24 protein-coding genes are annotated in these 23,169 nt (G+C 71.1%); 7 read left to right on the forward strand and 17 right to left on the reverse strand.

From position 1 onward, the window contains the following. Positions 1–21 precede the first annotated feature (21 nt). On the forward strand, positions 22–900 hold the full coding sequence (locus NUT86_RS10940) for a class I SAM-dependent methyltransferase (RefSeq protein WP_159490331.1): 879 nt from the start codon (positions 22–24) through the stop codon (positions 898–900). Positions 901–933: 33 nt separating this feature from the next. Here the strand turns inward: NUT86_RS10940 and NUT86_RS10945 are convergent, their stop codons facing one another. Beyond that, a complete protein-coding gene (locus tag NUT86_RS10945) occupies positions 934–2,385 on the reverse strand; it encodes an alkaline phosphatase PhoX (protein WP_018091845.1) in 1,452 nt (483 codons plus the stop codon). Positions 2,386–2,589: 204 nt separating this feature from the next. Beyond that, positions 2,590–4,101 carry a hypothetical protein gene (locus NUT86_RS10950; RefSeq protein ID WP_159490335.1) on the reverse strand — a complete coding sequence of 504 codons (1,512 nt, stop codon included), beginning with the start codon at positions 4,099–4,101 and terminating at the stop codon, positions 2,590–2,592. Between the two features lie 257 nt (positions 4,102–4,358). Between NUT86_RS10950 and NUT86_RS10955 the strand changes: the two genes are divergently transcribed. From NUT86_RS10955 to dapA, 3 genes are all read left to right on the forward strand, one after another. Then, entirely contained in the window at positions 4,359–6,197 is a 1,839-nt protein-coding gene (locus NUT86_RS10955; protein WP_274734867.1) for an endonuclease/exonuclease/phosphatase family protein, read from the forward strand. Between the two features lie 125 nt (positions 6,198–6,322). Next, entirely contained in the window at positions 6,323–6,472 is a 150-nt protein-coding gene (locus NUT86_RS10960; protein WP_018091848.1) for a hypothetical protein, read from the forward strand. 147 nt (positions 6,473–6,619) lie between these two features. Continuing rightward, positions 6,620–7,576, forward strand: a complete 957-nt coding sequence (dapA, locus tag NUT86_RS10965; protein WP_274734870.1) for a 4-hydroxy-tetrahydrodipicolinate synthase — start codon at positions 6,620–6,622, stop codon at positions 7,574–7,576. Here dapA and NUT86_RS10970 read toward each other — a convergent pair. From NUT86_RS10970 to NUT86_RS11025, 12 genes are all read right to left on the reverse strand, one after another. After that, positions 7,488–8,414 carry an EI24 domain-containing protein gene (locus NUT86_RS10970; RefSeq protein WP_159490341.1) on the reverse strand — a complete coding sequence of 309 codons (927 nt, stop codon included), beginning with the start codon at positions 8,412–8,414 and terminating at the stop codon, positions 7,488–7,490. The two genes, dapA and NUT86_RS10970, sit on opposite strands and share 89 nt — an antisense overlap. A gap of 98 nt (positions 8,415–8,512) precedes the next feature. Further along, on the reverse strand, positions 8,513–9,511 hold the full coding sequence (dapD, locus tag NUT86_RS10975; RefSeq protein WP_018091851.1) for a 2,3,4,5-tetrahydropyridine-2,6-dicarboxylate N-succinyltransferase: 999 nt from the start codon (positions 9,509–9,511) through the stop codon (positions 8,513–8,515). A 118-nt stretch (positions 9,512–9,629) separates the two neighbouring features. Further along, complete coding sequence (locus NUT86_RS10980) at positions 9,630–10,169, reverse strand: TetR/AcrR family transcriptional regulator (RefSeq protein ID WP_266448785.1); 540 nt, start codon at positions 10,167–10,169, stop codon at positions 9,630–9,632. Continuing rightward, entirely contained in the window at positions 10,169–10,489 is a 321-nt protein-coding gene (locus NUT86_RS10985; protein ID WP_109888982.1) for a DMT family transporter, read from the reverse strand. The genes NUT86_RS10980 and NUT86_RS10985 overlap by 1 nt, the downstream gene beginning before the upstream one ends. A 157-nt stretch (positions 10,490–10,646) precedes the next feature. After that, positions 10,647–10,982, reverse strand: a complete 336-nt coding sequence (locus tag NUT86_RS10990) for a metal-sulfur cluster assembly factor (RefSeq protein WP_086718002.1) — start codon at positions 10,980–10,982, stop codon at positions 10,647–10,649. After that, positions 10,979–11,437 carry a Fe-S cluster assembly sulfur transfer protein SufU gene (gene sufU / locus NUT86_RS10995; protein ID WP_018091855.1) on the reverse strand — a complete coding sequence of 153 codons (459 nt, stop codon included), beginning with the start codon at positions 11,435–11,437 and terminating at the stop codon, positions 10,979–10,981. Before sufU ends, NUT86_RS10990 begins: the two co-directional genes overlap by 4 nt. Before the next feature lie 37 nt (positions 11,438–11,474). Beyond that, entirely contained in the window at positions 11,475–12,731 is a 1,257-nt protein-coding gene (locus tag NUT86_RS11000) for a cysteine desulfurase (RefSeq protein WP_018091856.1), read from the reverse strand. Next, positions 12,728–13,492 carry a Fe-S cluster assembly ATPase SufC gene (sufC, locus tag NUT86_RS11005; RefSeq protein ID WP_018091857.1) on the reverse strand — a complete coding sequence of 255 codons (765 nt, stop codon included), beginning with the start codon at positions 13,490–13,492 and terminating at the stop codon, positions 12,728–12,730. Before sufC ends, NUT86_RS11000 begins: the two co-directional genes overlap by 4 nt. A gap of 7 nt (positions 13,493–13,499) precedes the next feature. Then, positions 13,500–13,817 carry a non-heme iron oxygenase ferredoxin subunit gene (locus NUT86_RS11010; protein WP_018091858.1) on the reverse strand — a complete coding sequence of 106 codons (318 nt, stop codon included), beginning with the start codon at positions 13,815–13,817 and terminating at the stop codon, positions 13,500–13,502. Next, positions 13,814–14,998 carry a Fe-S cluster assembly protein SufD gene (gene sufD / locus NUT86_RS11015; RefSeq protein WP_018091859.1) on the reverse strand — a complete coding sequence of 395 codons (1,185 nt, stop codon included), beginning with the start codon at positions 14,996–14,998 and terminating at the stop codon, positions 13,814–13,816. The genes NUT86_RS11010 and sufD overlap by 4 nt, the downstream gene beginning before the upstream one ends. A gap of 71 nt (positions 14,999–15,069) precedes the next feature. After that, the gene (gene sufB / locus NUT86_RS11020; RefSeq protein WP_018091860.1) at positions 15,070–16,491 is read right to left on the reverse strand and encodes a Fe-S cluster assembly protein SufB; all 1,422 of its coding nucleotides are present in this window, start codon (positions 16,489–16,491) and stop codon (positions 15,070–15,072) included. Then, positions 16,488–17,345 carry a helix-turn-helix transcriptional regulator gene (locus NUT86_RS11025; RefSeq protein WP_018091861.1) on the reverse strand — a complete coding sequence of 286 codons (858 nt, stop codon included), beginning with the start codon at positions 17,343–17,345 and terminating at the stop codon, positions 16,488–16,490. The genes sufB and NUT86_RS11025 overlap by 4 nt, the downstream gene beginning before the upstream one ends. A gap of 277 nt (positions 17,346–17,622) precedes the next feature. On the opposite strand from NUT86_RS11025, the gene NUT86_RS11030 reads away from it, so the two are divergent. The 3 genes from NUT86_RS11030 to NUT86_RS11040 all read left to right on the forward strand — a co-directional run bounded on the left by NUT86_RS11030 (position 17,623) and on the right by NUT86_RS11040 (position 20,480). Further along, the gene (locus NUT86_RS11030) at positions 17,623–18,585 is read left to right on the forward strand and encodes an ABC transporter ATP-binding protein (protein WP_109888984.1); all 963 of its coding nucleotides are present in this window, start codon (positions 17,623–17,625) and stop codon (positions 18,583–18,585) included. Further along, positions 18,582–19,388 carry an ABC transporter permease gene (locus NUT86_RS11035; protein ID WP_274734880.1) on the forward strand — a complete coding sequence of 269 codons (807 nt, stop codon included), beginning with the start codon at positions 18,582–18,584 and terminating at the stop codon, positions 19,386–19,388. Before NUT86_RS11030 ends, NUT86_RS11035 begins: the two co-directional genes overlap by 4 nt. 87 nt (positions 19,389–19,475) lie before the next feature. Continuing rightward, a complete protein-coding gene (locus tag NUT86_RS11040; protein WP_274734882.1) occupies positions 19,476–20,480 on the forward strand; it encodes a COX15/CtaA family protein in 1,005 nt (334 codons plus the stop codon). Here NUT86_RS11040 and NUT86_RS11045 read toward each other — a convergent pair. The 3 genes from NUT86_RS11045 to NUT86_RS11055 all read right to left on the reverse strand — a co-directional run bounded on the left by NUT86_RS11045 (position 20,453) and on the right by NUT86_RS11055 (position 23,038). Further along, complete coding sequence (locus tag NUT86_RS11045; RefSeq protein ID WP_093642781.1) at positions 20,453–21,517, reverse strand: amidohydrolase; 1,065 nt, start codon at positions 21,515–21,517, stop codon at positions 20,453–20,455. The genes NUT86_RS11040 and NUT86_RS11045 overlap by 28 nt on opposite strands. A gap of 143 nt (positions 21,518–21,660) precedes the next feature. Next, entirely contained in the window at positions 21,661–22,041 is a 381-nt protein-coding gene (locus NUT86_RS11050; RefSeq protein ID WP_018091866.1) for a hypothetical protein, read from the reverse strand. Between the two features lie 46 nt (positions 22,042–22,087). Then, positions 22,088–23,038 (reverse strand): heme o synthase, encoded by a 951-nt coding sequence (locus NUT86_RS11055; RefSeq protein ID WP_229838578.1) that lies wholly within the window; start codon positions 23,036–23,038, stop codon positions 22,088–22,090. Positions 23,039–23,169: the final 131 nt, after the last annotated feature.

The raw sequence follows: 23,169 nt of genomic DNA on the forward strand, positions 1-23,169 counted from the left end.
GGCACGCACGAGGAGCGTTCGATGACGCAGCAGCCGCCGCCGGCCGGACCCGCGGAGCCCCCGGACGGCCCAGCGCCCCCGGACCTTCCCGACCGGGTCGCGCGGGTCTACGGCGAGCTCGACCTCAGCACCGTCCCCGCCTTCGCCGGCGGCTTCATCAATTTCGGCTACTGGACGGCCCTGCCCGGCCCTGGGGACCGGCAGCTGACCCGGGCCGACCGGGTGCGCAGCGAGGAGGACCTCTACCGGCTGGTGCTCGGCACCTTCGACCTGCCGCGGGGCGGCACCGCCCTGGACGTCGGCTGCGGACGCGGGCTGGGCTGTGCGCTGGCGCTGCGGGAGTTCGGTCCGGGGACGGTCATCGGGCTGGACGCCCACCCCGACCAGATCGCCCGTGCCCGGGAGGCCAACGCGGAACTGCTCGCCGCGTCCGCGGACGCCCCCGGCCGGCTGGAGTTCCTCCTGGGCGCCGCCCAGGACATCCCGCTCCCCGACGGCTGTGTGGACTGCCTGTTCTCCGTCGAGGCGGCGCAGCACTTCCGTGATCTGCCCGGTTTCGCCCGGGAGGCCGCACGGGTGCTGCGCCCGGGAGGCCGGCTGGCGCTGACCACCTTCTTCGCCCGCACCCGGGCGGCCGCCCGCGCCCTGCCCGCGCTGCTGCCCCCGTACGCCGACGGCCTGGACGTCCCGCATGTGGTCGACGAGGTCGCCGGGACGCTGGCCGCGGCGGGGCTGCGGGAGGTGCGGGTCCGGGCGATCGGCGACGGGGTCTGGGAGCCCTACGACCGCTATATGGCCCAGCAGCCGGAACTCCGCGACGACGAGTGGCCGCGCCGCTATCTGACCGCGTACGAGACCGGTCTGCTGGACTACTACGTCCTGACGGCGGCGGCCGGCTGAGCCGCCGCCGGCCGTACGGCTACCGCTGTACGGCTATCGCTGCCGGCGCTGCCGCTTCCACGGCCCGGTGATCGCCAGCATGATGCCGGGATCCTGGATGTTGGCGAACAGCGTCCGCCCGTCCGGGGAGAACACCGGCCCGGTGAACTCGCTGAACTCGGGCTCGGCCGCGGTACCGATGTTGAGCTCGTTACGGGCGATCGGGTAGGTCCGGCCGTCGTCGGTGGCCCCGAAGAGGTGCTGGACGCCCTCGCCGTCCTCGGCGATGATCAGCCCGCCGTAGGGCGAGACGGTGATGTTGTCGGGACCGTCGAGCGCGCCGTCCTTGGACGGGTCGGGGTTGACGCCCAGCAGCACTTTCAGGGTCAGCGTCCGCCGCCGCGGGTCGTAGAACCAGACCTGTCCGTCGTGCTGGACGGGGCTCTCGTCACGGGCGTAGGAGGACACCACGTAGGCGCCGCCGTCCGCCCACCACAGGCCCTCCAGCTTGCGGGCGCGGGTGACCTCGCCGTCCTTGAACTGCTTGCGCACCGAGACCTTACGGGCGTCACGGTCGGCGACCTCGACCCAGTCGACGCCGTAGACGGTGCCGGCCTTGGTGGCGCGCGAGAGGTCGTCGACGAACCGGCCGCCGGAGTCGAAGCACTTGAAGGCCTCCAGCACCCCCGCGTCACCGGCGAGCGAGCGCAGCTGACCGCGGCCGTGGCGGAAACCGTGCGGCGGGGTCCAGCGGTAGAAGAGGCCGTTGGGGCCGGAGGCGTCCTCGGTCAGGTAGAGGTGACCGCGCTTGGGGTCGACGACGACGGCCTCGTGGGCGTAACGGCCCAGCGCCTTGAGGGGCTTGGGGTCGCGGCCGGCCCTGCGGTCGTGGGGGTCGACCTCGAAGACATAGCCGTGGTCCTTGGTCATGCCGTGCTCGCCGGCCTTGTCCTCGGTCTCCTCGCCGGTGAGCCAGGTGCCCCAAGGGGTGGTGCCGCCCGCGCAGTTGGTGGACGTACCGGCGATGCCGACCCACTCGCCGACCGGGGTGCCGTCGTTGGCGACCTCGACGACGGTGCAGCCGCCGGACGCCGCCGGGTCGTAGACCAGGCCTTCGGCCAGCGGCACCGGGTGCGGCCAGTCGGCGCGCGGGCCCTTCAGCTCGTGGTTGTTGACCAGGAGGGTGGTGCCGCGGGGGCCCTCGAAGGTGCCGGTGCCGTCGTGGTTGGAGGGGGTGGACTCGCCGCTGTCGAGCGTGGTCTCCCCGGTCCGGGTGATGATCTTGTACGAGAACCCGGCGGGCAGCGCGAGGATGCCGTCCGGGTCCGCGATCAGCGGGCCGTAGCCGACACCGTTCCCGTCCGCCGTGCCGTCCGGGCCTCCGTCCGGTGTCTCCGCGCCGATGGCTCCGGGCGCGGTCGCCAGTACGCCGACGCTGCCGGCCAGTGCGACCCCCGCACCGGTGAGGGCGGAACGCTTGGCGAAGTCTCTGCGGGTGAGCGGCATTGTCATCTCCTGGATGGCCGGTTTCTTCTCCCCTGTGCCTGCGGGCACACGCTCTCGTGTGCCGTCGAACTCCAGTTGAACGCGGCGCGACATCCAGGAAGCAGTTGGGGCCGGTCCGGCGACCGGACCGTTACGGTCCTGGTCGCCGGACCGGCCCCGGGGCGTGGGTGCCCCCGCCCGGCCCGGCCCGGCCCCCTGCGGGAGTCAGCCCGACTGGCGCGAGCGTGCCTTGAACGCGGCCTTGCGGGCCTCCTTGGCGGCCTTCTTGTCCGGGTGCAGCCGGCCCATGGCCTCCAGGACATCGGCGGTGGCCGGGTGGTCCACCCGCCAGGCGGTGTCGAAGAACCCGCTGTGCTGCTCGGTCAGGCCCTGCACCAGGTCACGCAGCTCGGTCGTGGCCTCCTCGTCGGCGCTGTCCAGCTGCGCCGCGATGGTGTCCACCGTCAGCCAGAAGATCATCTCCTGGGACGGCTCGGGGATGCCGGGCAGCGCGCGCTCGGCCAGCCAGACCCGGGCCAGGCCGCCGAGCTGCCGGTCGTCGAGCACCTCGCGCAGCGCGGCCTCGGCGTCCGGCGAGACCAGCGAGAGGGTCTGCTGGGCGGCGAGCCGTCGGCGCGGGGCGCGCTCGTCGTCGCCGCGGGCGGCCGCGAGCAGGTCCCGGGCTGCGTCCGCCGGCGTACGGGCGGTGAGCCAGAGCTCGGACTCGGCCTGGGCGAGCGCCTCGGGGTAGTCGGGCAGCGCGTCCAGGAGGACATCGGCGCCCTTGTCGGCGAGGTCGCCGACCGCGGGGGCGTGCACGCCCGCGTCCAGCATCCGGGCGCGGACCGCGTAGACACCGAGCGGGGTGAGGCGGACCAGGCCGTAGCGGGAGACGTCCTCGTCGGTCAGCGGCTCGGCGGAGGTTCCCCCCGGCCCCTGGGGGAGGACCGTCTCGCCGTCCTCGTCGAGCTCCTCGATGAGCGCCTCGTCGACGGGCTGGTAGGCGACCAGGCCGATCGGCTCCAGCACCCGGAACTGGTCGTCCAGGCGCATCATCGCCTCGGAGACCTCTTCGAGGACATCGTCCGTGGGCTCGTCCATATCGTCCGGGACGATCATGGAGGCGGCCAGCGCGGGCAGCGGAACCTCCTGGTCGGGGCGCTCGTTCAGGGCCGTCAGCAGATAGAGATTGCCGAGGATGCCGTCCAGCAGCTCGGCCTCCTCCTCCGGGTTCCAGTCGAGCGCGTCCAGATCCAGTTCGCCGCCCTCGGTGAGCTGGTCGGCGAGGTCGGCGAGGTCGGGGGCGGCGGCGTCGGCGAGCACGGTCTCCATACCGCCGAGCCAGATGTCGAGGATGTCCTGCGGGCTGCCGGAGGTGAGCAGGCCGAGCTCCTCGCCGGGGGTGGCGATACCGGCCGCGGCGTCGTCGGGGAGGTCGGCGCCGTCCTCGCTCTCCTCGGTCTCCGTGATCTCCACGAGGCCGGTGTCCACCGCGAGCTGCCAGGCCTCGGCGGTGTAGGCGGGGCCGTCCTCGTCGCCGGTCAGACCGAGGTGCTCGGTGGCGGCGGCCAGGGGCTCCTCCAGGATCTGGCCGCCGACGCCGACAGGGACGCCGCGCTCGGCCCAGCGGGCGAGTTTCGCGGCGCGGGCCATCAGGGGCGCGCTCAGCGCGTCCCGGGCCAGTTCCGCTTCGGAGTGCAGCCGCACCGGCGGCAGGGTGGGGCGGTCTGCGGACATCGGCTGCTCAGCTCCTCGGACGGACTGCGGCTGGGGGTTCCTCCCAGCGGTAGCTGGGGTGTGCGCCGCCCAAGCGTAGACGGAATTCTCCGTATCTCGGACGGTTCACCCCCGCGCCCCCTTCCGGTTACCCGCAGAAGCTTGACAACTCCCTTACGTGCACAAGAGATTGACGCAGATCGACGCGCGTAGCGCGCGCCGGTCCCGCACCGTACCCACGGTGTCCCAGCCACCCCCCATACCTCTCGGAGGCATGCATGCCGTCCCGTCGCTCGCTCCGCAGACCGGCCGCCGTCAGCGCGGTGGTCTGCGCCGCCCTGGCCGGCGGACTGCTGACCGCCACGGAGTCGGCCTCCGCGGCCGGCGCCCGGATCAACGACATCCAGGGCAGCACCCGAATATCCCCGCTCGCCGGACAGCAGGTCAGCGAGGTGCCCGGTACGGTCACCGCGATCCGCTCGTTCGGCTCGGCGCGCGGCTTCTGGGTGCAGGACCCGCACCCGGACAAGAACCCGGCCACCAGCGAGGCGGTCTTCGTCTTCACCGGCAAGGAGACGCCGAAGGTCGCGGTCGGCGACGCGATCACCTTCTCCGGCACGGTCAGCGAGTACTACCCCGGCGGCAAGGACGCCGGTCTGCAGTCGGTCACCGAGATCACCGACGCGACCTGGAAGACCGGCTCCGCGGACGCCCCGCTGCCGGCCGCCTTCAAGCTCAACGCGGCCTCGGTGCCGAACCGTTACGCCCCCGACGCGGGCGGCAAGAGCATCGAGTCCCTGAAGCTGCGCCCCGCCTCGTACGCCCTGGACCGCTACGAGTCGCTGGAGGGCATGCGCGTCGCGGTGTCGGACGCGCCGGTCGTCGGGGCGACCAGCAGCCATCACGAGCTGTGGGTGACCGCCGAGCCGAAGCGCCACCGCACGGCCCGCGGCGGCACGCTCTACGGCTCGTACGCGGACCCCAACGGCGGCCGGGTCAAGGTGGCGTCCCTGATCCCCTTCGCGCAGCAGCCGTTCCCGGTGGCCGATGTCGGCGACGAGCTGACCGGCTCCACCGCCGGACCGCTGGACTACGACAGCTTCGGCGGCTACTCGCTGCAGGCCACCGAGCTGGGCAAGCTGACCGACCACGGCCCGGAGCCGGAGAAGACCCGCAAGCAGAAGTCCGACGAGCTGGCGGTGGCCACCTACAACGTCGAGAACCTCTCCCCCAGTACCCCGCAGGCCAAGTTCGACCGGCTGGCGAAGGGGCTGGTGGACCACCTCGCCGCCCCCGACGTGGTCGCGCTGGAGGAGGTCCAGGACGACAACGGCGCCACCGACAACGGCGTGGTCACCGCCGGGGCGACCCTCAAGAAGCTCACCGACGCCATCAAGGCTGCCGGCGGCCCGGCGTACGAGTGGCGGCAGATCGACCCGGTCAACGGCCAGGACGGCGGCCAGCCCGGCGGCAACATCCGGGTGGCGTTCCTGTTCAACCCCGAGCGGGCCTCGTTCACGGACATCAAGGGCGGCGACGCCACCACTCCGGTGAAGGTGGTCGGCGACCACGGCAAGGCCACGCTGTCCGCGTCGCCGGGCCGGATCGCACCGGCCGACCCGGCGTGGAAGGCCAGCCGCAAGCCCCTTGTCGGCCAGTTCTCGCTCAAGAGCCGCCCGGGGAGCCGGGTGTTCGTGATCGCCAACCACTTCAACTCCAAGGGCGGCGACCAGGGCCTGGACAGCCGTTTCCAGCCACCGGCCCGGAGCTCGGAGACCCAGCGCACCGCACAGGCCGGTCTGGTCAACCAGTTCGTCAAGGAGCTGCTGGCCAAGGACCCCAAGGCCGGCGTGGTGGTGGCCGGTGACCTCAACGACTACCAGTTCTCGCCGGCCCTGAAGCAGCTCACCGCCGGCGGTGTGCTCACCGACCAGGTCGGCCGGCTCCCGCGGGCCGAGCGCTACGGCTATGTCTTCAACGGCAACTCACAGGTGCTGGACCACATGCTCACCAGCCGCCCGCTGGCCCGGGCCGACTACGACATCGTGCACCTCAACTCCGAGTACGCCGACCAGGCCAGCGACCACGATCCGCAGGTCCTGCGGATCCGGCCGTAGCACCGCGGGCCATCACTTCGTGTGACTCCCCCGTCACCCGACCGGCCCACGTCCGGGGGCCAACTGCCGCGGGGGGTGCGGTACTGGGCAGGTAAGAACCATTCGGCGAGACATAGGGAGTCATCATGCCGAAGTCCCAGAACCGTAAGTCGGGCAACAAGGACCGTGCCGCCGAGCGGCGCACCGACCAGCGGAAGCCGAAGTCGTCGGAGGAGTCCGCCGCCGAGCGGACCCAGGACCTGAAGCGTTCGCGGAATGGCCTGACTGGCGCGTGATGGGCCTGTGATGCCCGAGCGGCCGTCGCACCGAAGGGTGCGGCGGCCGCTTCACGTTTCCGGCCCTGCCGGCCGTAGCACTGCTTAACAAATTACCCAAGCACAACTAAGTGGACGTGAAATATGAGGCGCCCTCACACTTCTGACATGGACACCATGACCGCCCCCTACGCCCCCGCAGCGCCCTTCGGGCGCCTCGCGGCCGCCATGATCACCCCGTTCACCGCCGACGACGAGCTCGACACGGACGGCGCGCAGCGGCTCGCCACCCGCCTCGTCGACGACGGCGGCTGCGACGCACTGGTGCTGAGCGGCACCACCGGGGAGTCCCCGACCACCTCGGACGCCGAGAAGGAGACCCTGCTGCGGGCCGTGGCCGAGGCCGTCGGCAACCGCGCGCGGATCATCGCGGGGGTCGGCACCAGCGACACCCGGCACACCGTCGCACTGGCCCGCAGTGCCGAACGGGCGGGCGCACACGGCCTGTTGGTGGTCACGCCGTACTACTCACGGCCCACCCAGGAGGCCGTCAGCCATCATCTGCGGACGGTCGCGGACGCCACCGGGCTGCCGGTGATGCTCTACGACATCCCGGGCCGCACCGGCACCGCGCTGACCGCCAGGACCTTGCTGCGGCTCGCCGCCCATCCGCGGATCGTGGCGGTCAAGGACTGCGCCTACGACCCGCTGAAGTCCGCGAAGGTGCTGGCCGCGACGGACCTGGCCTACTACGCGGGCTGCGACGAACAGATCCTGCCGCTCCGGGCGCTCGGCGGCAGCGGCTGCGTCAGCACCGCCGCCAATGCCGCGCCCCGGGCCGTGCGCGCCCTCCTGGACGCCTACGACGCCGGCGACACGGCCGGAGCGGCCCGCCGTCAGCTCGCCCTGGTCCCGCTCATCGAGGCGGTGACCGGCGGGGAGCACCCCGGCACGGTCACCGTGAAGGCGCTGCTCAACCACCTCGGGCTGCCCGCGGGGCCGGTGCGCGGTCCGCTGCTGGCGGCGGACGCCGAGCTCACCAGCCGGCTGGCGGACGCGCTGCAGACGACCCTGGACCGGACTGCGGACGCGGCGACGGCGGTGCCTGCGGCGGTCCCTGGTTAGGCGGGAAGGACGCGGGCGGCGGCCCGTAGGCGCCCGGCGCGGCCGGCTGCCCGTACGGAGCCGCGGCGCCTCCCTGCCCGGCGGCCTGCTCCGGTGCCTGCTCGTCCGGCACCAGGTCCCGGACGAGCAGCGTGGCACCGGCGACCGCGCCCGGCATCAGCACCACCGCGATGAACGGGATCAGGAACAGCAGCACGATCGGGGTGCCGAAGCCGACCGCCAGCGCCTTGCGGCCGCGCAGCAGCCGGAGCCGCTCGCGCACCGGGATGTCCCGGCGCTGCATGGCCACCGAGGTCAGCTCGACGGCGAGGAAGAAGCCGGAGACACAGAAGCCGATGGCGGGGACCACGGTCTGCCCGATGAACGGCACGAACCCGAGGACGAACAGCAGGATGCCGAAACCGGCGGCCCGCAGCAGCACATGGACGCTGTCCCGCAGCGCGATCCAGACCTCCTGCCACAGCGGCCGGTCCGGGGACGGCGGACAGTTCCCCTCGGACTCCTCGACCTTCTCCGAGAGCGACTCGTAGAAGGGGTCGCCGATCAGCAGGGTGACCGCGGTGAAGGTCAGCACCGACAGCATCAGCCCGCCGGCGAACAGCAGCCCCACGAACACCCCGCGCAGCAGCCCCTGCCAGGGCTCGTCCCAGTCGTCGGCGAACGGCGTCGCCCAGGCCGCGATATCGCCGGACCAGAGGGCGAGCACGGTGAGCACCGCGACGTACAGCACCAGGGCGATCAGGGCCGGAATCAGCCCGAATCCCCACCACCGGCCGTGCTGGGCGACCCAGCGCTGGCCCTTGCCCAGATACCGCATCCCCGCTACAAGATCACGCATGGCGCAAGCCTATCGGCGTCCGGCCGGGCCCGGGACCGGGGTACCGAAACCAAAGGCCCGGCGGGATGCCCGCCGGGCCGTGGTGCGACCGTGTCCGCTCAGTTGTGGCTGTGCAGTACCTCGTTGAGGCCGCCCCAGTCCGCCTTGTTCGGGCGGGCCTCGACGGTGCCGGTGGTGGAGTTGCGGCGGAAGAGGATGTTGTCCGCGCCGGACAGCTCCAGGGCCTTGACGATCTGGCCGTCGGGCAGCGTGACCCGGGTGCCGGCGGTGACGTACAGACCGGCCTCGACGACGCACTCGTTGCCCAGCGCGATACCGATACCCGACTCGGCGCCGAGCAGGCAGCGCTCGCCGATCGAGATGATCTGCTTGCCGCCGCCGGACAGGGTGCCCATGGTGGAGGCGCCGCCGCCGATGTCGGAGCCGTCGCCGATGACCACACCCGCGCTGATCCGGCCCTCGACCATGGAGGTGCCCAGCGTCCCGGCGTTGAAGTTGACGAAGCCCTCGTGCATGACGGTGGTGCCGGCCGCGAGGTGCGCGCCCAGGCGCACCCGGTCGGCGTCCGCGATCCGCACCCCGGCGGGCGCGACATAGTCCGTCATCCGCGGGAACTTGTCGATGCCGGTGACCATCAGGTGCAGCCCCTCGGCGCGGGCGTTCAGCCGCACCGTCTCCACCTGGTCGACGGCCACCGGGCCCAGCGAGGTCCAGGCGACGTTGGCCAGCAGGCCGAAGACGCCCTCCAGGTTCTGCCCGTGCGGCTTGACCAGCCGGTGGCTGAGCAGGTGGAGGCGCAGATACGCGTCATGGGCGTCCAGCGGCTTGTCGTCGAGGGAGGCGATGACCGTCCGGACGGCGACGACCTCGACCTCGCGGACCGGGTCGGGACCGATCGCCTTGAGCACGGCGGCGCCCAGCAGTTCGGTGGCGCGCTCGTCGTCGAGGCGCTCGGTGCCGGCGGGGCCGAGGTCGGCGGTCGCCGCGGCCAGCTCGGGCGCCGGGAACCAGGTGTCGAGAACGGTGCCGTCGGAGGTGACGGTGGCGAGCCCGGCGGCGACGGCGCCGGTCGTACGGGAGGTAGCAGCTTCGGTCATGTTCGAAACCTAACCGGAGGGCGCCCGCCGAGGCGAACCGGTCTCAGCGATCGGGCCGGGTCACGGGGGCGCACCACCCCGCCCGCAGGGCCCGGAAAACGGCCCGCTGCCGGGCGGTTCAGCCCAGCACCCCGGCCAGCCCGGCCCGCACCGCCTCGGGGTCGAAGGGCTGCCCGGTCAGCAGATGCTGCAACACCAGCCCGTCGGTGAGGGCCACCACCGTCCGCGCCGTGCGCAGATCGCCGATCCGCTGTCCGAGCAGCCGCACCATCTCGTCCAGGCATTCGGCGGCGATCGGCCGCACCGCCTCGTGCCGCAGCGCCGCCAGATACAGCTCGTACTCCAGCTCCATCCGTCTGCGGTCACCGGTGAGCGTGTCCTCGACCAGCCTCGCGACCTCCTCGGCGAGCGGCGCCTGCGGGTCGATGCCGTCGACCCAGCGGGCGAAGTCGTCCAGGCACACGACGTTGGACTGCCGCAGCGCGGCGACCAGCAGGTCGTCCAGGGACGCGAAGTGGTAGGTGGTCGAGCCCAGCGGCACATCCGCCGCGGCGGCCACGGCGCGGTGGCTGAGCCCGGCGATCCCGCGCTCGCCGACCACGGTGATCGCCGCGTCGATGATCCGCTGCCGTCGGTCCGGGTCGTAGCGCCGGGCCATCAGTGCGCCCCGTCCAGGTTCAGCACCACGACACCGGCGATGACCAGCAGCACTCCGAGGATCTTCAGCGCAGTGGCGCTCTCCCCCAGGAACACCATCCCTATCGCGGCGATCACCGCCGTCCCGGCACCGGACCAGATGGCGTACGCGGTCCCGACACTCATCGACTTGAGCGTCTGGGCGAGCAGCGCGAAGGCGAGCAGATAGCCCAGCGCCGTCCCCACCGAAGGCCACAGCCTGCTGAAGCCGTCGGTGTACTTCATGGCGGTGGTCGCGAGCACCTCGGAGAGGATCGCGCCGGCGAGCATCAGATAGGCCATGCGTACGAGCGTACACAACGTTGCGTACGGGCGTACACAACGCTTTCCGGCCACGCTGCGGGCCGGCCGGACGCGCCCCGGGACAGCGAAACGGCCGTGCCCGCCGCATTCTGCGGGGGCACGGCCGTTTCGGCTCGGCCTTTCGGGCGCCGGCGTCTCAGACGTTGAAGCCCAGCGCGCGGAGCTGCTCGCGACCGTCGTCGGTGATCTTGTCCGGGCCCCACGGGGGCATCCAGACCCAGTTGATCTTCAGCTCGTTGACGATGCCGTCCGTGGCGGACTTCGCCTGGTCCTCGATGACGTCGGTCAGCGGGCAGGCCGCGGAGGTCAGCGTCATGTCGATGGTGGCGATGTTGGCGTCGTCGACGTGGATGCCGTAGATCAGCCCCAGGTTGACGACATCGATGCCCAGCTCGGGGTCCACGACGTCGTACAGCGCCTCGCGGACCTCCTCCTCGGAGGCGGGCTTCGTGGTGGTCGGAGTGTCGGTCATGCGGTCTTCGCCTCCTCGGAGAGGGCCTTGGCCGTGGCGTCCTTCCAGGCCATCCAACTGAGCAGGGCGCACTTCACACGCGCCGGGTACTTGGAGACACCGGCGAACGCCACCGCGTCCTCCAGGATCTCCTCCATGGCGTCATCCGGCTCCACCTGGCCCTTGGACTGCATCAGCTCCAGGAACGTCTCCTGGATCTTCTGCGCGTCGCCGAGCTGCTTGCCCACCAGGAGGTCGTTGAGCACCGACGCACTGGCCTGGCTGATGGAGCAGCCCTGGCCCTCGTAGGAGACATCCTCGATCGTCGCGCCGTCGAGCCGCACGCGCAGCGTGATCTCGTCACCGCACGTGGGGTTGACATGGTGCACCTCGGCGTCGCCGTCCCGAAGACCGCGCCCATGGGGGTGCTTGTAGTGGTCCAGGATGACGTCCTGGTACATGGAATCCAGCTTCACGGCTCAGTCAGTCCTCGTCCTCATCCGCTGTGCTTGGTTATCCGAAAAAGTTGCGGACGTGCTCCAGGCCCTCGACCAAGGCGTCGACCTCGGCGGGCGTGGAGTACAGATAGAACGACGCTCGCGTGGTCGCGGGAATTCCGAAGCGCAGGCAGACCGGCCGGGCGCAGTGGTGACCCACCCGGACCGCGATGCCCTGCTCGTCCAGCACCTGGCCGACGTCGTGGGGATGGATGTCGCCGAGCGTGAAGGAGAGCGTCGCCCCGCGGTCCTCGGCCGTGCTCGGGCCGATGATGCGCAGGTCGGGGACCTCCAGCAGCCGCTTGACGGCGTACTCGGTGATCGCGTGCTCATGCGCGGCGATGTTGTCCATGCCGATCGAGGTGAGGTAGTCCACGGCCGCGCCGAGGCCGACGGCCTGGGCGATCGGGGGCGTACCGGCCTCGAACTTGTGCGGGGCGGGCGCATAGGTCGAGGAGTGCATCGAGACGGTCTCGATCATCTCGCCGCCACCGAGGAACGGCGGGAGGTCCTCCAGCAGCTCCTGGCGGCCCCAGAGGACGCCGATGCCGGTCGGGCCGCACATCTTGTGGCCGGTGAAGGCCACGAAGTCGGCCTGCAGCGCCTGCACGTCCAGCACCATGTGCGGGGCGGCCTGCGAGGCGTCGATGCAGACCAGCGCGCCGACCTCCTGGGCGCGGCGGATGATCGTCTCGACCGGGTTGATCGTGCCCATGATGTTGGAGACCAGCGTGAAGGAGACGATCTTCGTCTTCTCGGTGATGATCTCGTCGATGTTGGACAGGTCGAGGCGGCCGTCGTCGGTGATGCCGAACCACTTCAGCTTCGCGCCGGTGCGCTGCGAGAGCAGCTGCCACGGGACGATGTTGGAGTGGTGCTCCATCTCCGTGATGACGATCTCGGTCTCACGGTCCACGCGGTAGGGCTCATCGGCCCAGCCGAGCATGTTGGCCACGAGGTTGAGCGACTCGGAGGCGTTCTTGGTGAAGATCACCTCGTCGCGGCTCGGGGCGTTGATGAAGGCGGCCACCTTGTCGCGGGCGCCTTCGTACAGCGCCGTGGCCTCCTCGGCGAGCACATGCACGCCGCGGTGGACGTTGGCGTTGTGGCGTTCGTAGTAGGCGTTCAGGGCGTCGAGGACCTGACGCGGCTTCTGCGAGGTCGCCGCGTTGTCCAGGTACACGACCTTCTTCCCGTCATGGATCTGACGATCCAGGATGGGGAAGTCCTTACGGATCGCCTCTGTGTCGAGGAGGCCCGGCAGCTGTGTCACGCGGTTGCGCCACCCTTCGTGTATGCCTCGTAGCCCTCGGCCTCCAGCTTGTCCGCGAGCTCGGCACCGCCGGACTCGGCGATCCGGCCGTTGGCGAACACATGCACGCGGTCGGGCTTGATGTAGCGCAGGATGCGCGTGTAGTGCGTGATCAGCAGGGTGCCGACCTCGCCGGTCTCGCGGACGCGGTTGACGCCCTCGGAGACGGTGCGCAGCGCGTCGACGTCCAGACCGGAGTCGGTCTCGTCGAGGATCGCGATGGCCGGCTTGAGCAGCTCCAGCTGGAGGATCTCGTGGCGCTTCTTCTCACCACCGGAGAAGCCCTCGTTGACGTTGCGCTCGGCGAAGGCGGGGTCCATCTGGAGGCGCTCCATGGCCTCCTTGACCTCCTTGACCCACAGCCGCAGCTTGGGGGCCTCACCGCGGATCGCGGTCGCGGAGGTCCGCAGGAAGTTGGAGACCGAGACGCCGGGGACCTCGACCGGGTACTGCATGGCGAGGAAGACGCCGGCCCGCGCGCGCTCGTCGACGGACATCTCCAGGACGTCCTCGCCGTCGAGGGTGACGGTGCCGCCGGTGATCGTGTACTTGGGGTGACCCGCGAGGGAGTAGGCGAGGGTGGACTTGCCGGAGCCGTTGGGGCCCATGATGGCGTGCGTCTCGCCCTGCTTCACGGTCAGGTCGACGCCCTTCAGGATCTCGCGCGGGCCGTTCTCGGCCTCGACGGAGACGTGCAGGTCGTGGATCTCAAGCGTTGCCATGGGGAACTCAGGACTCCTGGGTGACGGAGACGAGCACGTCGTCCCCTTCGATCTTTACGGGGTATACGGGGACGGGGCGCGTCGCGGGAAGGCCGTTCGGCTTGCCGGTGCGCAGGTCGAAGCTCGAACCGTGCAGCCAGCACTCGATCGAGCAGTCCTCGACCTCGCCTTCCGAGAGCGAGACATTCGCGTGCGAGCAGATGTCGTTGATCGCGAAGACTTCTCCCTCGGTGCGGACCAGGGAGACGGGCGTGCCGTCGAGTTCCACCCGCTTGGGGGTGTCCTCCTCCAGCTCGCTGAGCGCCGCTGCGCGTACGTACGTCATGCCGCGGACGCTTCCAGCTCGGCCTCGATCTTGCTCATCAGACGCTCTTCGACGTCCGGGAGACCGATCTGCTGGACCAGCTCGGCGAAGAAGCCGCGGACGACCAGTCGGCGGGCCTCGTCGGCCGGGATGCCGCGGGCCATCAGGTAGAAGAGCTGCTCGTCGTCGAAGCGGCCGGTCGCCGAGGCGTGGCCGGCGCCGACGATCTCGCCGGTCTCGATCTCCAGGTTGGGCACCGAGTCGACCCGCGCGCCGTCGGTGAGGACGAGGTTGCGGTTGAGCTCGTAGGTGTCCGTGCCGGTGGCCGCCGCCTGGATGAGGACATCGCCGATCCAGACCGCGTGGGCGTCCTGGCCCTGCAGCGCGCCCTTGTAGACGACGTTCGAGCGGCAGTTGGTCGCCTCGTGGTCGACGAAGAGGCGGTGCTCCTGGTGCTGGCCCTGCTCGGTGAAGTACAGACCGTAGAGCTCGGCCTCACCGCCGGGGCCCGCGTAGGTGACGCGGGGGTGGAGCCGGACGAGGTCGCCGCCGAAGGTGACCACCACGGACTTGAAGGTGGCGTCCCGGCCGACGAGGGCGTTGTGCTGCCCGACGTGGACGGCGTGGTCGTCCCAGTCCTGGACGGAGACGACGGTCAGCTTGGCGCCGTCACCGAGGAGGTAGTCGACGTTGGCGGCGAGCACCGCGTCACCGGTGTGGTCGATGACGACGACCGCCTCGGCGAACGCGCCGAGCTCGATGACCTGGTGGCCGAAGGCGGTGCCGCCCTCGCCGTGCACGGTGATCCGGATGGGCTCGGCGAGCACGGTCTCCTTGGGGACCGAGACCACCGAGGCCTTCTCGAACGAGCTGTACGCCTGGGCGGCGACCCGGTCCACGGGCTTGCCGGCCTTGCCGACCCGCGGGTCGGTGCGGTCGACCAGCTCGTGGGTGACGCCCTCGGGAGCGGTGATGTCGATCTTCAGGTCCGGACCGCCGGCCGCGGCACTGCCGTCGTGCAGGCCCTTCAGGCGCGCGAGGGGCGTGAAGCGCCACTCCTCCTCGCGGCCGTGCGGCACCGGGAAGTCCGCCACGTCGTAGGACGGCGGGGCGCTCATCCGGGTGGCGACGGTGGACTCCGCGGCCACCGCAAGGGAGCCGGTGGTCGTGGAACCCGCCGGGATGTTCTGAGCCTCAGCCATGGCTGTCGTCTAGCTCGCTTTCTTGAAGAGGACGCTGCCTCGTGAATCCGTTGCTGCCTGGGGGCCGGGTGTCAGCCGACCGCGCCTTCCATCTGCAGCTCGATCAGCCGGTTCAGCTCCAGCGCGTACTCCATCGGCAGCTCACGGGCGATCGGCTCGACGAAGCCGCGCACGATCATCGCCATGGCCTCGAACTCCGTCAGGCCACGGGCCATCAGGTAGAAGAGCTGGTCCTCGCTGACCTTGGAGACGGTCGCCTCGTGGCCCATCGACACGTCGTCCTCGCGGACGTCGACGTAGGGGTAGGTGTCCGAACGGGAGATGGTGTCCACCAGCAGGGCGTCACACAGCACGTTGGACTTGGAGCCCGCGGCGCCCTCGCCGATCTCGACCAGACCGCGGTAGGAGGTCCGGCCGCCGCCTCGCGCCACCGACTTGGAGACGATGTTGGAGGAGGTGTTCGGCGCCATGTGGACCATCTTGGAGCCGGCGTCCTGGTGCTGGCCCTCGCCCGCGAAGGCGATGGACAGGGTCTCACCCTTGGCGTGCTCGCCCATGAGGTAGACCGCCGGGTACTTCATGGTCACCTTGGAGCCGAGGTTGCCGTCGACCCACTCCATGGTCGCGCCCTCGTAGGCGACGGCGCGCTTGGTGACCAGGTTGTAGACGTTGTTCGACCAGTTCTGGATGGTCGTGTAGCGGCAGCGGCCGCCCTTCTTCACGATGATCTCGACCACCGCGGAGTGCAGCGAGTCCGACTTGTAGATCGGCGCCGTGCAGCCCTCGACGTAGTGGACGTAGGCGTCCTCGTCGACGATGATCAGCGTCCGCTCGAACTGGCCCATGTTCTCGGTGTTGATCCGGAAGTAGGCCTGCAGCGGGATGTCGACGTGGACACCCTTGGGCACGTAGATGAACGAGCCGCCGGACCACACCGCGCTGTTCAGCGACGCGAACTTGTTGTCGCCGACCGGGATGACCGTGCCGAAGTACTCCTGGAAGAGCTCCGGGTGCTCCTTGAGCGCGGTGTCGGTGTCCAGGAAGATGACGCCCTGCTCCTCCAGGTCCTCACGGATCTGGTGGTAGACGACCTCGGACTCGTACTGCGCGGCGACACCGGCGACCAGGCGCTGCTTCTCCGCCTCGGGGATGCCGAGCTTGTCGTAGGTGTTCTTGATGTCCTCGGGCAGGTCCTCCCAGGAGGCGGCCTGCTGCTCGGTGGAGCGGACGAAGTACTTGATGTTGTCGAAGTCGATGCCCGACAGGTCCGAGCCCCAGTTCGGCATGGGCTTCTTGTCGAACAGCTTCAGGCCCTTGAGGCGGAGCTTGAGCATCCACTCCGGCTCGTTCTTCTTCGCCGAGATGTCGCGGACGACGGCCTCGGAGAGGCCGCGCTTGGCGGAAGCGCCGGCCACGTCGGAGTCGGCCCAGCCGTATTCGTACTTGCCCAGACCCTCGAGCTCAGGGTGAGCAGTCTCCGTAGGGAGCGTCATGCGGGGTTCCTCCCGGCCGTGCTTGCAGATGCTGTGGTGGTCTTGGTGGTGCGTGCGGTGCTGTGAGCGGCCTTGCCGGCACCGGCCTTCGGGACGAAGGTCGTGCACACCCCGTCGCCATGGGCGATGGTGGCAAGCCGCTGTACATGGGTCCCGAGCAATCGGGAGAAGACCTCGGTCTCCGCCTCGCACAGCTGCGGGTACTGCTCGGCGACATGGGCGACCGGGCAGTGGTGCTGGCAGAGCTGTTCACCGAGCTGGGGATTGGGGGCGCTGCGCGCCGTAGCAGCGTACCCGTCCACGGTCAACGCCTTCGCAAGGGCCTCGGTACGGGCCTCCGGCTCGGCGGCCTCGACCGCCTCGCGGTAGCCCTCGGCCTGCGCGGCGAGGCGCGCACGGGCGAACGCGGCGACGGCCGCCTCGCCCTGCTCGCCGCCGCCCGCGCTCTGCGCGATCCAGCGCAGCGCGTCGGTGGCGAGCTGGTCGTAGGCCTGGTCGAAGGCGTCCCGTCCGCAGTCGGTGAGGGCGAAGGCCCTGGCCGGGCGGCCACGGCCACGGGTGCCGTAGACGCGCTTCTCGCGGGGCTCGACGACGCCCTCCGCGGCCAGCGCGTCCAGATGCCGTCGGACGGCCGCCTGGGTCAGCTCCAGGCGAAGGGCGAGCTCGGCTGCGGTGGACGGACCGTGGTCGAGGATGGAGCGGGCCACCCTGTTGCGGGTGCCCTGCTGTTCGTCGTGCGGCGCCGCGGCGTGCGGGGCGGGCCCGCGCCGCTCGGTCTGCTCGGGCGCGGAGGGGGCCGGCCCTTCGGTCTGCTCGACCGCGGGCCCTTCCTGGTCCTCGCTCGCGTATTTCACAACGCCATTGTTGCGTAATTCGTCAAAGCGATACAAGCCTCGTCCGGATCACGGATGGGTGGCCTCTATCACTTAGGGTTACCTAAATCAAGTACATGCCGGGCGGCGGAAGCGGCGCCGACCTGCGAAGGTCCGCCCCCGTCCGGCAACGGCGCACCACGGCTCACGGGCCGTGAAAACCCGTGCGGTCACACACCGCCAGACCGGGGAACGGACGCCGATGCGGGCCCACTCCCCCATTGGAGGTAGGCCTGCCACTCTCCGTAGACTGCCCGGCATGCCCAGCACCTCCCCGGGGGGCGACCCCCGGCCCCCTGGCCGAGAGCCTGCCGTCGAGATCACCGGCCTGGTCAAGCGATACGGGACCAAGACCGCCGTGGACGGGCTCGATCTGACCGTCGCCCGCGGCGCGGTGACCGCCGTGCTCGGCCCGAACGGCGCCGGCAAGACCACCACCGTCGAGACCTGCGAGGGCTACCGCCGGCCGGACGCCGGCCGGGTGCGGGTCCTGGGCCTGGACCCGGTCGCCGACGCCGCGGCACTGCGGCCGCGGATCGGCGTGATGCTGCAGTCCGGCGGCGTCTACGCGGGCGCCAAGGCGGAGGAGATGCTGCGGCACACCGCCACCCTGCACGCCCACCCCCTCGACGTCGGCACGCTCATCGACCGGCTCGGCCTCGGCAGCTGCGGCCGGACCCCCTACCGGCGGCTCTCCGGCGGCCAGCAACAACGGCTGGCGCTGGCGATGGCCGTGGTCGGCCGCCCCGAGCTGGTCTTCCTGGACGAGCCGACGGCCGGACTCGACCCGCAGGCCCGCCACGCCACCTGGGACCTCGTACGGGAACTGCGCGCCGACGGCGTCAGCACCGTACTGACCACGCACTTCATGGACGAGGCCGAGCAGCTCGCCGACGATGTCGCGATCATCGACGGCGGCCGGGTGATCGCCCAGGGCAGCCCGGACGAACTGTGCCGCGGCGGCGCGGAGAACAGCCTGCGCTTCACCGGCCGCCCCGGACTCGACCTCGCCTCGCTCCTCAAGGCGCTGCCCGCGGACAGCGCCGCCGCGGAGCCCGCCTCCGGCGTCTACCGCGTCCACGGCAAGGTCAACCCGCAGCTGCTGGCCACCGTCGCCTCCTGGTGCGCCCAGAACGGCGTGATGCCCGACGCGATAGCCGTCGAACGGCACACCCTGGAGGACGTTTTCCTGGAGCTCACGGGCAAGGAGCTGCGCGCATGACCACCACCGAGGCCGGTGGCGTCACCGGCACGTTCAGCCCGCGGCCCGGTGCGGCTCCGCTGCCCCGGATGATCCGCGCGCAGGCGGCCCTGGAGACCAGGATGCTGCTGCGCAACGGTGAGCAGCTGCTGCTGACCGTGATCATCCCGACGCTGCTGCTGGTGCTGTTCTCCGCCGTCGACATCGTCGCGGTGCCCACCGGCACGGCCGCCGGCGCGGGCCGGTCCGTCGACTTCCTGGCGCCCGGCGTCCTGGCGCTCGCCGTGCTGTCGACCGCCTTCACCGGCCAGGCCATCGCGACCGGCTTCGAGCGGCGCTACGGCGTGCTCAAGCGGCTCGCCGTCTCGCCGCTGCCGCGCTGGGGGCTGATGACCGCCAAGACCTGTGCGGTGCTGGTCACCGAGGTCCTGCAGGTCGCGCTGCTGACCGCGGTCGCGCTCGCGCTGGGCTGGTCCCCGCAGGGCAGTCCGCTCACGGTGGCGCTGCTGCTCCTCCTGGGCACGGCCGCCTTCTCCGGCCTGGGCCTGCTGATGGCCGGCACGCTCAAGGCGGAGGCCACCCTCGCGGCGGCCAACCTGGTGTTCCTGCTGCTGCTGGTCGGCGGCGGCGTGATCGTCCCGCTGGACAAGTTCCCGGAGGCCGCCCAGAGCGTGCTCGGGCTGCTGCCGATCACGGCACTGTCCGACGGGCTGCGCGAGGTGCTCCAGCACGGCGCCGGCATCCCCTGGCCGGACCTCGGCATCCTCGCGGTGTGGGCGGTGCTCGGGCTGGGGGCCGCGGCGCGGTTCTTCCGCTGGGAGTGAGCGGCCGAGGCAGGCCCGGACGGGTGGTTCCGTCGCACACGCACCCCTCGTGAAAGTTTGCACAAGGGGCCGCCTACGATGGCTCCCGTGCCGAACACGCTGAATCCCCTTGAGCTGATCGCCCGCCGCTGGCAGCCGTCCGCGGCCTTCGTACGACGGGCCGCGATGGCCACCGTCGTGATGGCCGTGATCATCGTCGTCACGGGTGGCGCGGTCCGGCTCTCGCAGTCCGGGCTGGGCTGCTCGACCTGGCCCAAGTGCACGCCGGACAGCCTGACTCCGACCGCCGCGATGGGCATCAACGGCCTCATCGAGTTCGGCAACCGCATGCTGACCTACGTGCTGTGCGCGGTCGTCGGGCTGTTCATCATCGCCGCCCGCGCCCGGCACCCCCGGCGCCGCTCGCTCACCCGGCTCGGCTGGGCGCAGTTCTGGCTCGTCATGAGCAATGCCGTCGTCGGCGGTATCACCGTCCTGACCGGCCTGAACCCGTACATCGTCAGCTCGCACTTCCTTGCGGCCACGGCGCTGCTCACGGTCGCCGTGGTGAGCTGGAAGCGGGCGTGCGAGGGCGACGAGGAGCCGCGCGACCTGGTCGCCCGTCCGGCGCGGCAGCTGGCCTGGCTGCTGGTGGCCGCGACCGGCGTGCTCACCGTCATCGGCACGGTCGTCACCGGCACGGGCCCGCACGCGGGCGACGCCAAGAAGGTCCACCGCATCCCGCTGGACTGGCAGGAGATCACCCAGCTCCACGTCGACTTCGTCTACATCGTCGTCGGCCTGTCCGTCGCCCTGTGGTTCACGCTGCGCGCCGTCAAGGCACCGGCCGCCCCTCGCCGGAGGCTCCTGGAGCTGTTCGCCTGCATCGCCGCGCAGGGCGTCATCGGCTACGTCCAGTACTTCACGGGCCTGCCCGAGATCGTCATCGGGCTCCACATGCTGGGCTCGGCCCTGGTGTGGATCTGGGTGCTGCGGGTCTGTCTTTCCTTGCGCGACCGCGGTCCGCTCCAGGAGGAGGACCCCGGCGAGCCCGCCCCCTCCGGCGAGCACGAGGCACCGGAGCCTCAGGCGGTCTCCGCGCTCAGCCGGTAGACCCGCCGCGCGGTCCCGAACCCGATCGTCTCGGTGATCCGCCGCCCGTCCCCGGGCCCGCACAGGCCCTCGTCGGTCCACTCCCGTACGAGGCGCGCCATGGCCCGCAGGAAACACCGGGCGCCGGTCACATAGAGCTCGGGCAGCCCCCGGGCGCCCGAGGAGAACAGCAGCTTGCCGAACGGCGCCCGGCCCAGCGTCTCCTCGGGGCAGGGCCCGGCGTCCGCGTACACATGGGCGTGCACCGCGGCGAGCTGCGCCGCCCGCCGGTGGTGCGGCGCCTCCGGCAGCAGGACGAGATCCGAGCCGATGCCGGTGGTGGCGCGCAGGAAGGCCGCCAGCGGCTGCGGATCGGGGCAGTGCAGCTGCACCGGCAGGCCGGTGGCCACCGCGCTCCACAGCAGATGCCGTACGAGCGCGGGCTCCCCGAGCCGCTCCCCGGGCCGGCGGCCGCGCAGCCAGCGGTCCGCGGCCCGCCGCACCTCACCGGCCTCCGGGGCGTGCCCCTCGCAGTAGGTGGCGCCGGAGGCGAAGGCGGTGGCGTGCTGGGCCGCGGCGTAGAGGGCCTCGGCGGTGTAGCCGATGAAGGAATCGACGCTGCCGGAGGTGTCGGCGACCTGCTCGGCGAGCGGTTCGAGCCGTACGACCTCGTGGGTGCGGGCCGCGGCGGCGGTGGCGAGTTCGGTGGCCGAGGTCAGATTGCTGGGGGTCCCGGCCTCCAGCAGGAAGGTGCCGATTCCGGAGCCGCGCAGCAGCATGCGTCCGGCCCGGTAGGCGCCGACCTCGCGTCTGCGGGCCAGGTAGCGGGCGGGCGGGCAGTGCGGTTCCAGGCCGAGCAGCGGGGGGCACCAGCGGCGTATCGCGAGGCCGGTGAAGCTGTCGAAGTAGCTGGTGCCGGCGGGTGCCGGGCCGTGGGCGCCGGCCGCGGCGGCGAGGTGGGTCTCGAAGGAGCCGAGGCCGAGCTCGTCGTGCACCGCGCCGAGGCTGTACTGGTCGATGAGCGGCGGCTGATCTATCAGGAAGGGAAGGCCGTCCATCCGCTTCTCCTCGCCGAGTGCCCGCCGGGCGCGGCCGGAGCGCCGCGCCTGGTGGGCTTAACGGACGAGGTGGTGGTGAGGTAGCGGGCTCCGCTTCCGGCGTACGCTCCGGCGCACGGCGCCCGGCGCCCGGCTACCGCCCGTCAGGCGTTGGCCGGGCCGCCGACCTGGATGCCTGCCATCCGGGACCACTCGTAGCGGCCGGTGCGGACCCTGGCGGCGAGGTCGCCGTCGAAGTCGTCCTGGAGGGTGACGCCGGCCGCGGTGGCAGCGTCCTTGGCGGAGTCGAAGGAGTCCGCGACGAGGTTTCCCCACTCGCCGTTGGCCCCGACGAGGGCGATCCGGATGCGGCCGCGGCCGATGTGCGCGAGCTGGCCCTCGGCGCTGCCGCCGTGGGTGTCGGCAAAGGCGCGGATCTGCTTGGTGAGCTTGGCCGTGCGCCGGCCGGCCCGCTTGTCGGCCGCCGTGCCGGCCGCCGCCTCCACGTGCTCTTCCGCCTGCTGGGTGTCTGCCATGGACAGCATGCTACCCGCGAGTACGGCCAATTGTGAGGGTGATCCCCCACACCTCTCAGCGCAGGAAGGGGTCCACGGCGACGGCGACGAACAGCAGCGACACATAGGTGATGGACCAGTGGAACAGCCGCATCTCCTTGAGCTTGGCGCCCGTGATGCCTGCCTTCGCGCGGGCCTGGAGGCCGTGCGCCTCCTTGAGCCAGAAGGCTCCGCAGACCACCGCGACCGCGGTGTAGAACCAGCCGGTGTAGCCCAGCGGCTGCAGCAGCAGCGAGACCGCCACCATCACCCAGCTGTAGGCGACGATCTGCCGGGCGACGACCTTGTTGCCCGCGACGGCCGGCAGCATCGGCACACCAACACGCTCGTAGTCGTCCTTGACCTTCATCGACAGCGGCCAGTAGTGCGGCGGCGTCCAGAAGAAGATGACCAGGAAGAGGATGAACGAGGCCCAGGAGACGGAGTTCGTCACCGACGACCAGCCGATGAAGACCGGCATGCAGCCCGCGATGCCGCCCCAGACGATGTTCTGCGAGGTGCGCCGCTTGAGGATCATCGTGTAGACGACGACATAGAAGAGCAGCGCACCGAGTGACAGCATCGCCGACAGCGGGTTGACGAGGTACCAGAACCAGGCGGTGGAGCCGACCGCGAGGGCGGTCGCGAAGACCAGGCATTCACGGGGGCTCACGATGCCGGTGACCAGCGGACGCTGGGACGTGCGGTCCATCAGCGCGTCGATGTCGCGGTCGAGGTACATGTTGAAGGCCGCGGCGCCGCCGGCGGAGAGGTAGCCGCCGATGCAGGTCGCCAGGACCAGCCACAGATCGGGCACTCCCTTGGCGGCCAGGAACATCACCGGCACGGTGGTCATCAGCAGCAGCTCGATGACCCGTGGCTTGGTCAGCGCCACGAACCCTTTGACGCGGGCCCCGAACGGCCGCTCACCGGGATTCCCGGGGACCTGAGCAAGCGCCCCCGCAGGACGGGATTCGACGGCCGTCACGCACACCCCTGGAAGTAACGTCAGCGGCCTGTGCCGCGGAAGAGAAAAGGCATGCAAGCCCATCCGGCGGTGAAGACGCGGTGTAGGGCTTGCGCGTACCACGCCACTTTAGACGTTGGCCATACAGCGAT

The sequence above is a fragment of the Streptomyces sp. G7(2002) genome, assembly GCF_028870195.1.
Taxonomy (GTDB): Bacteria; Actinomycetota; Actinomycetes; order Streptomycetales; family Streptomycetaceae; genus Streptomyces; species Streptomyces nigrescens.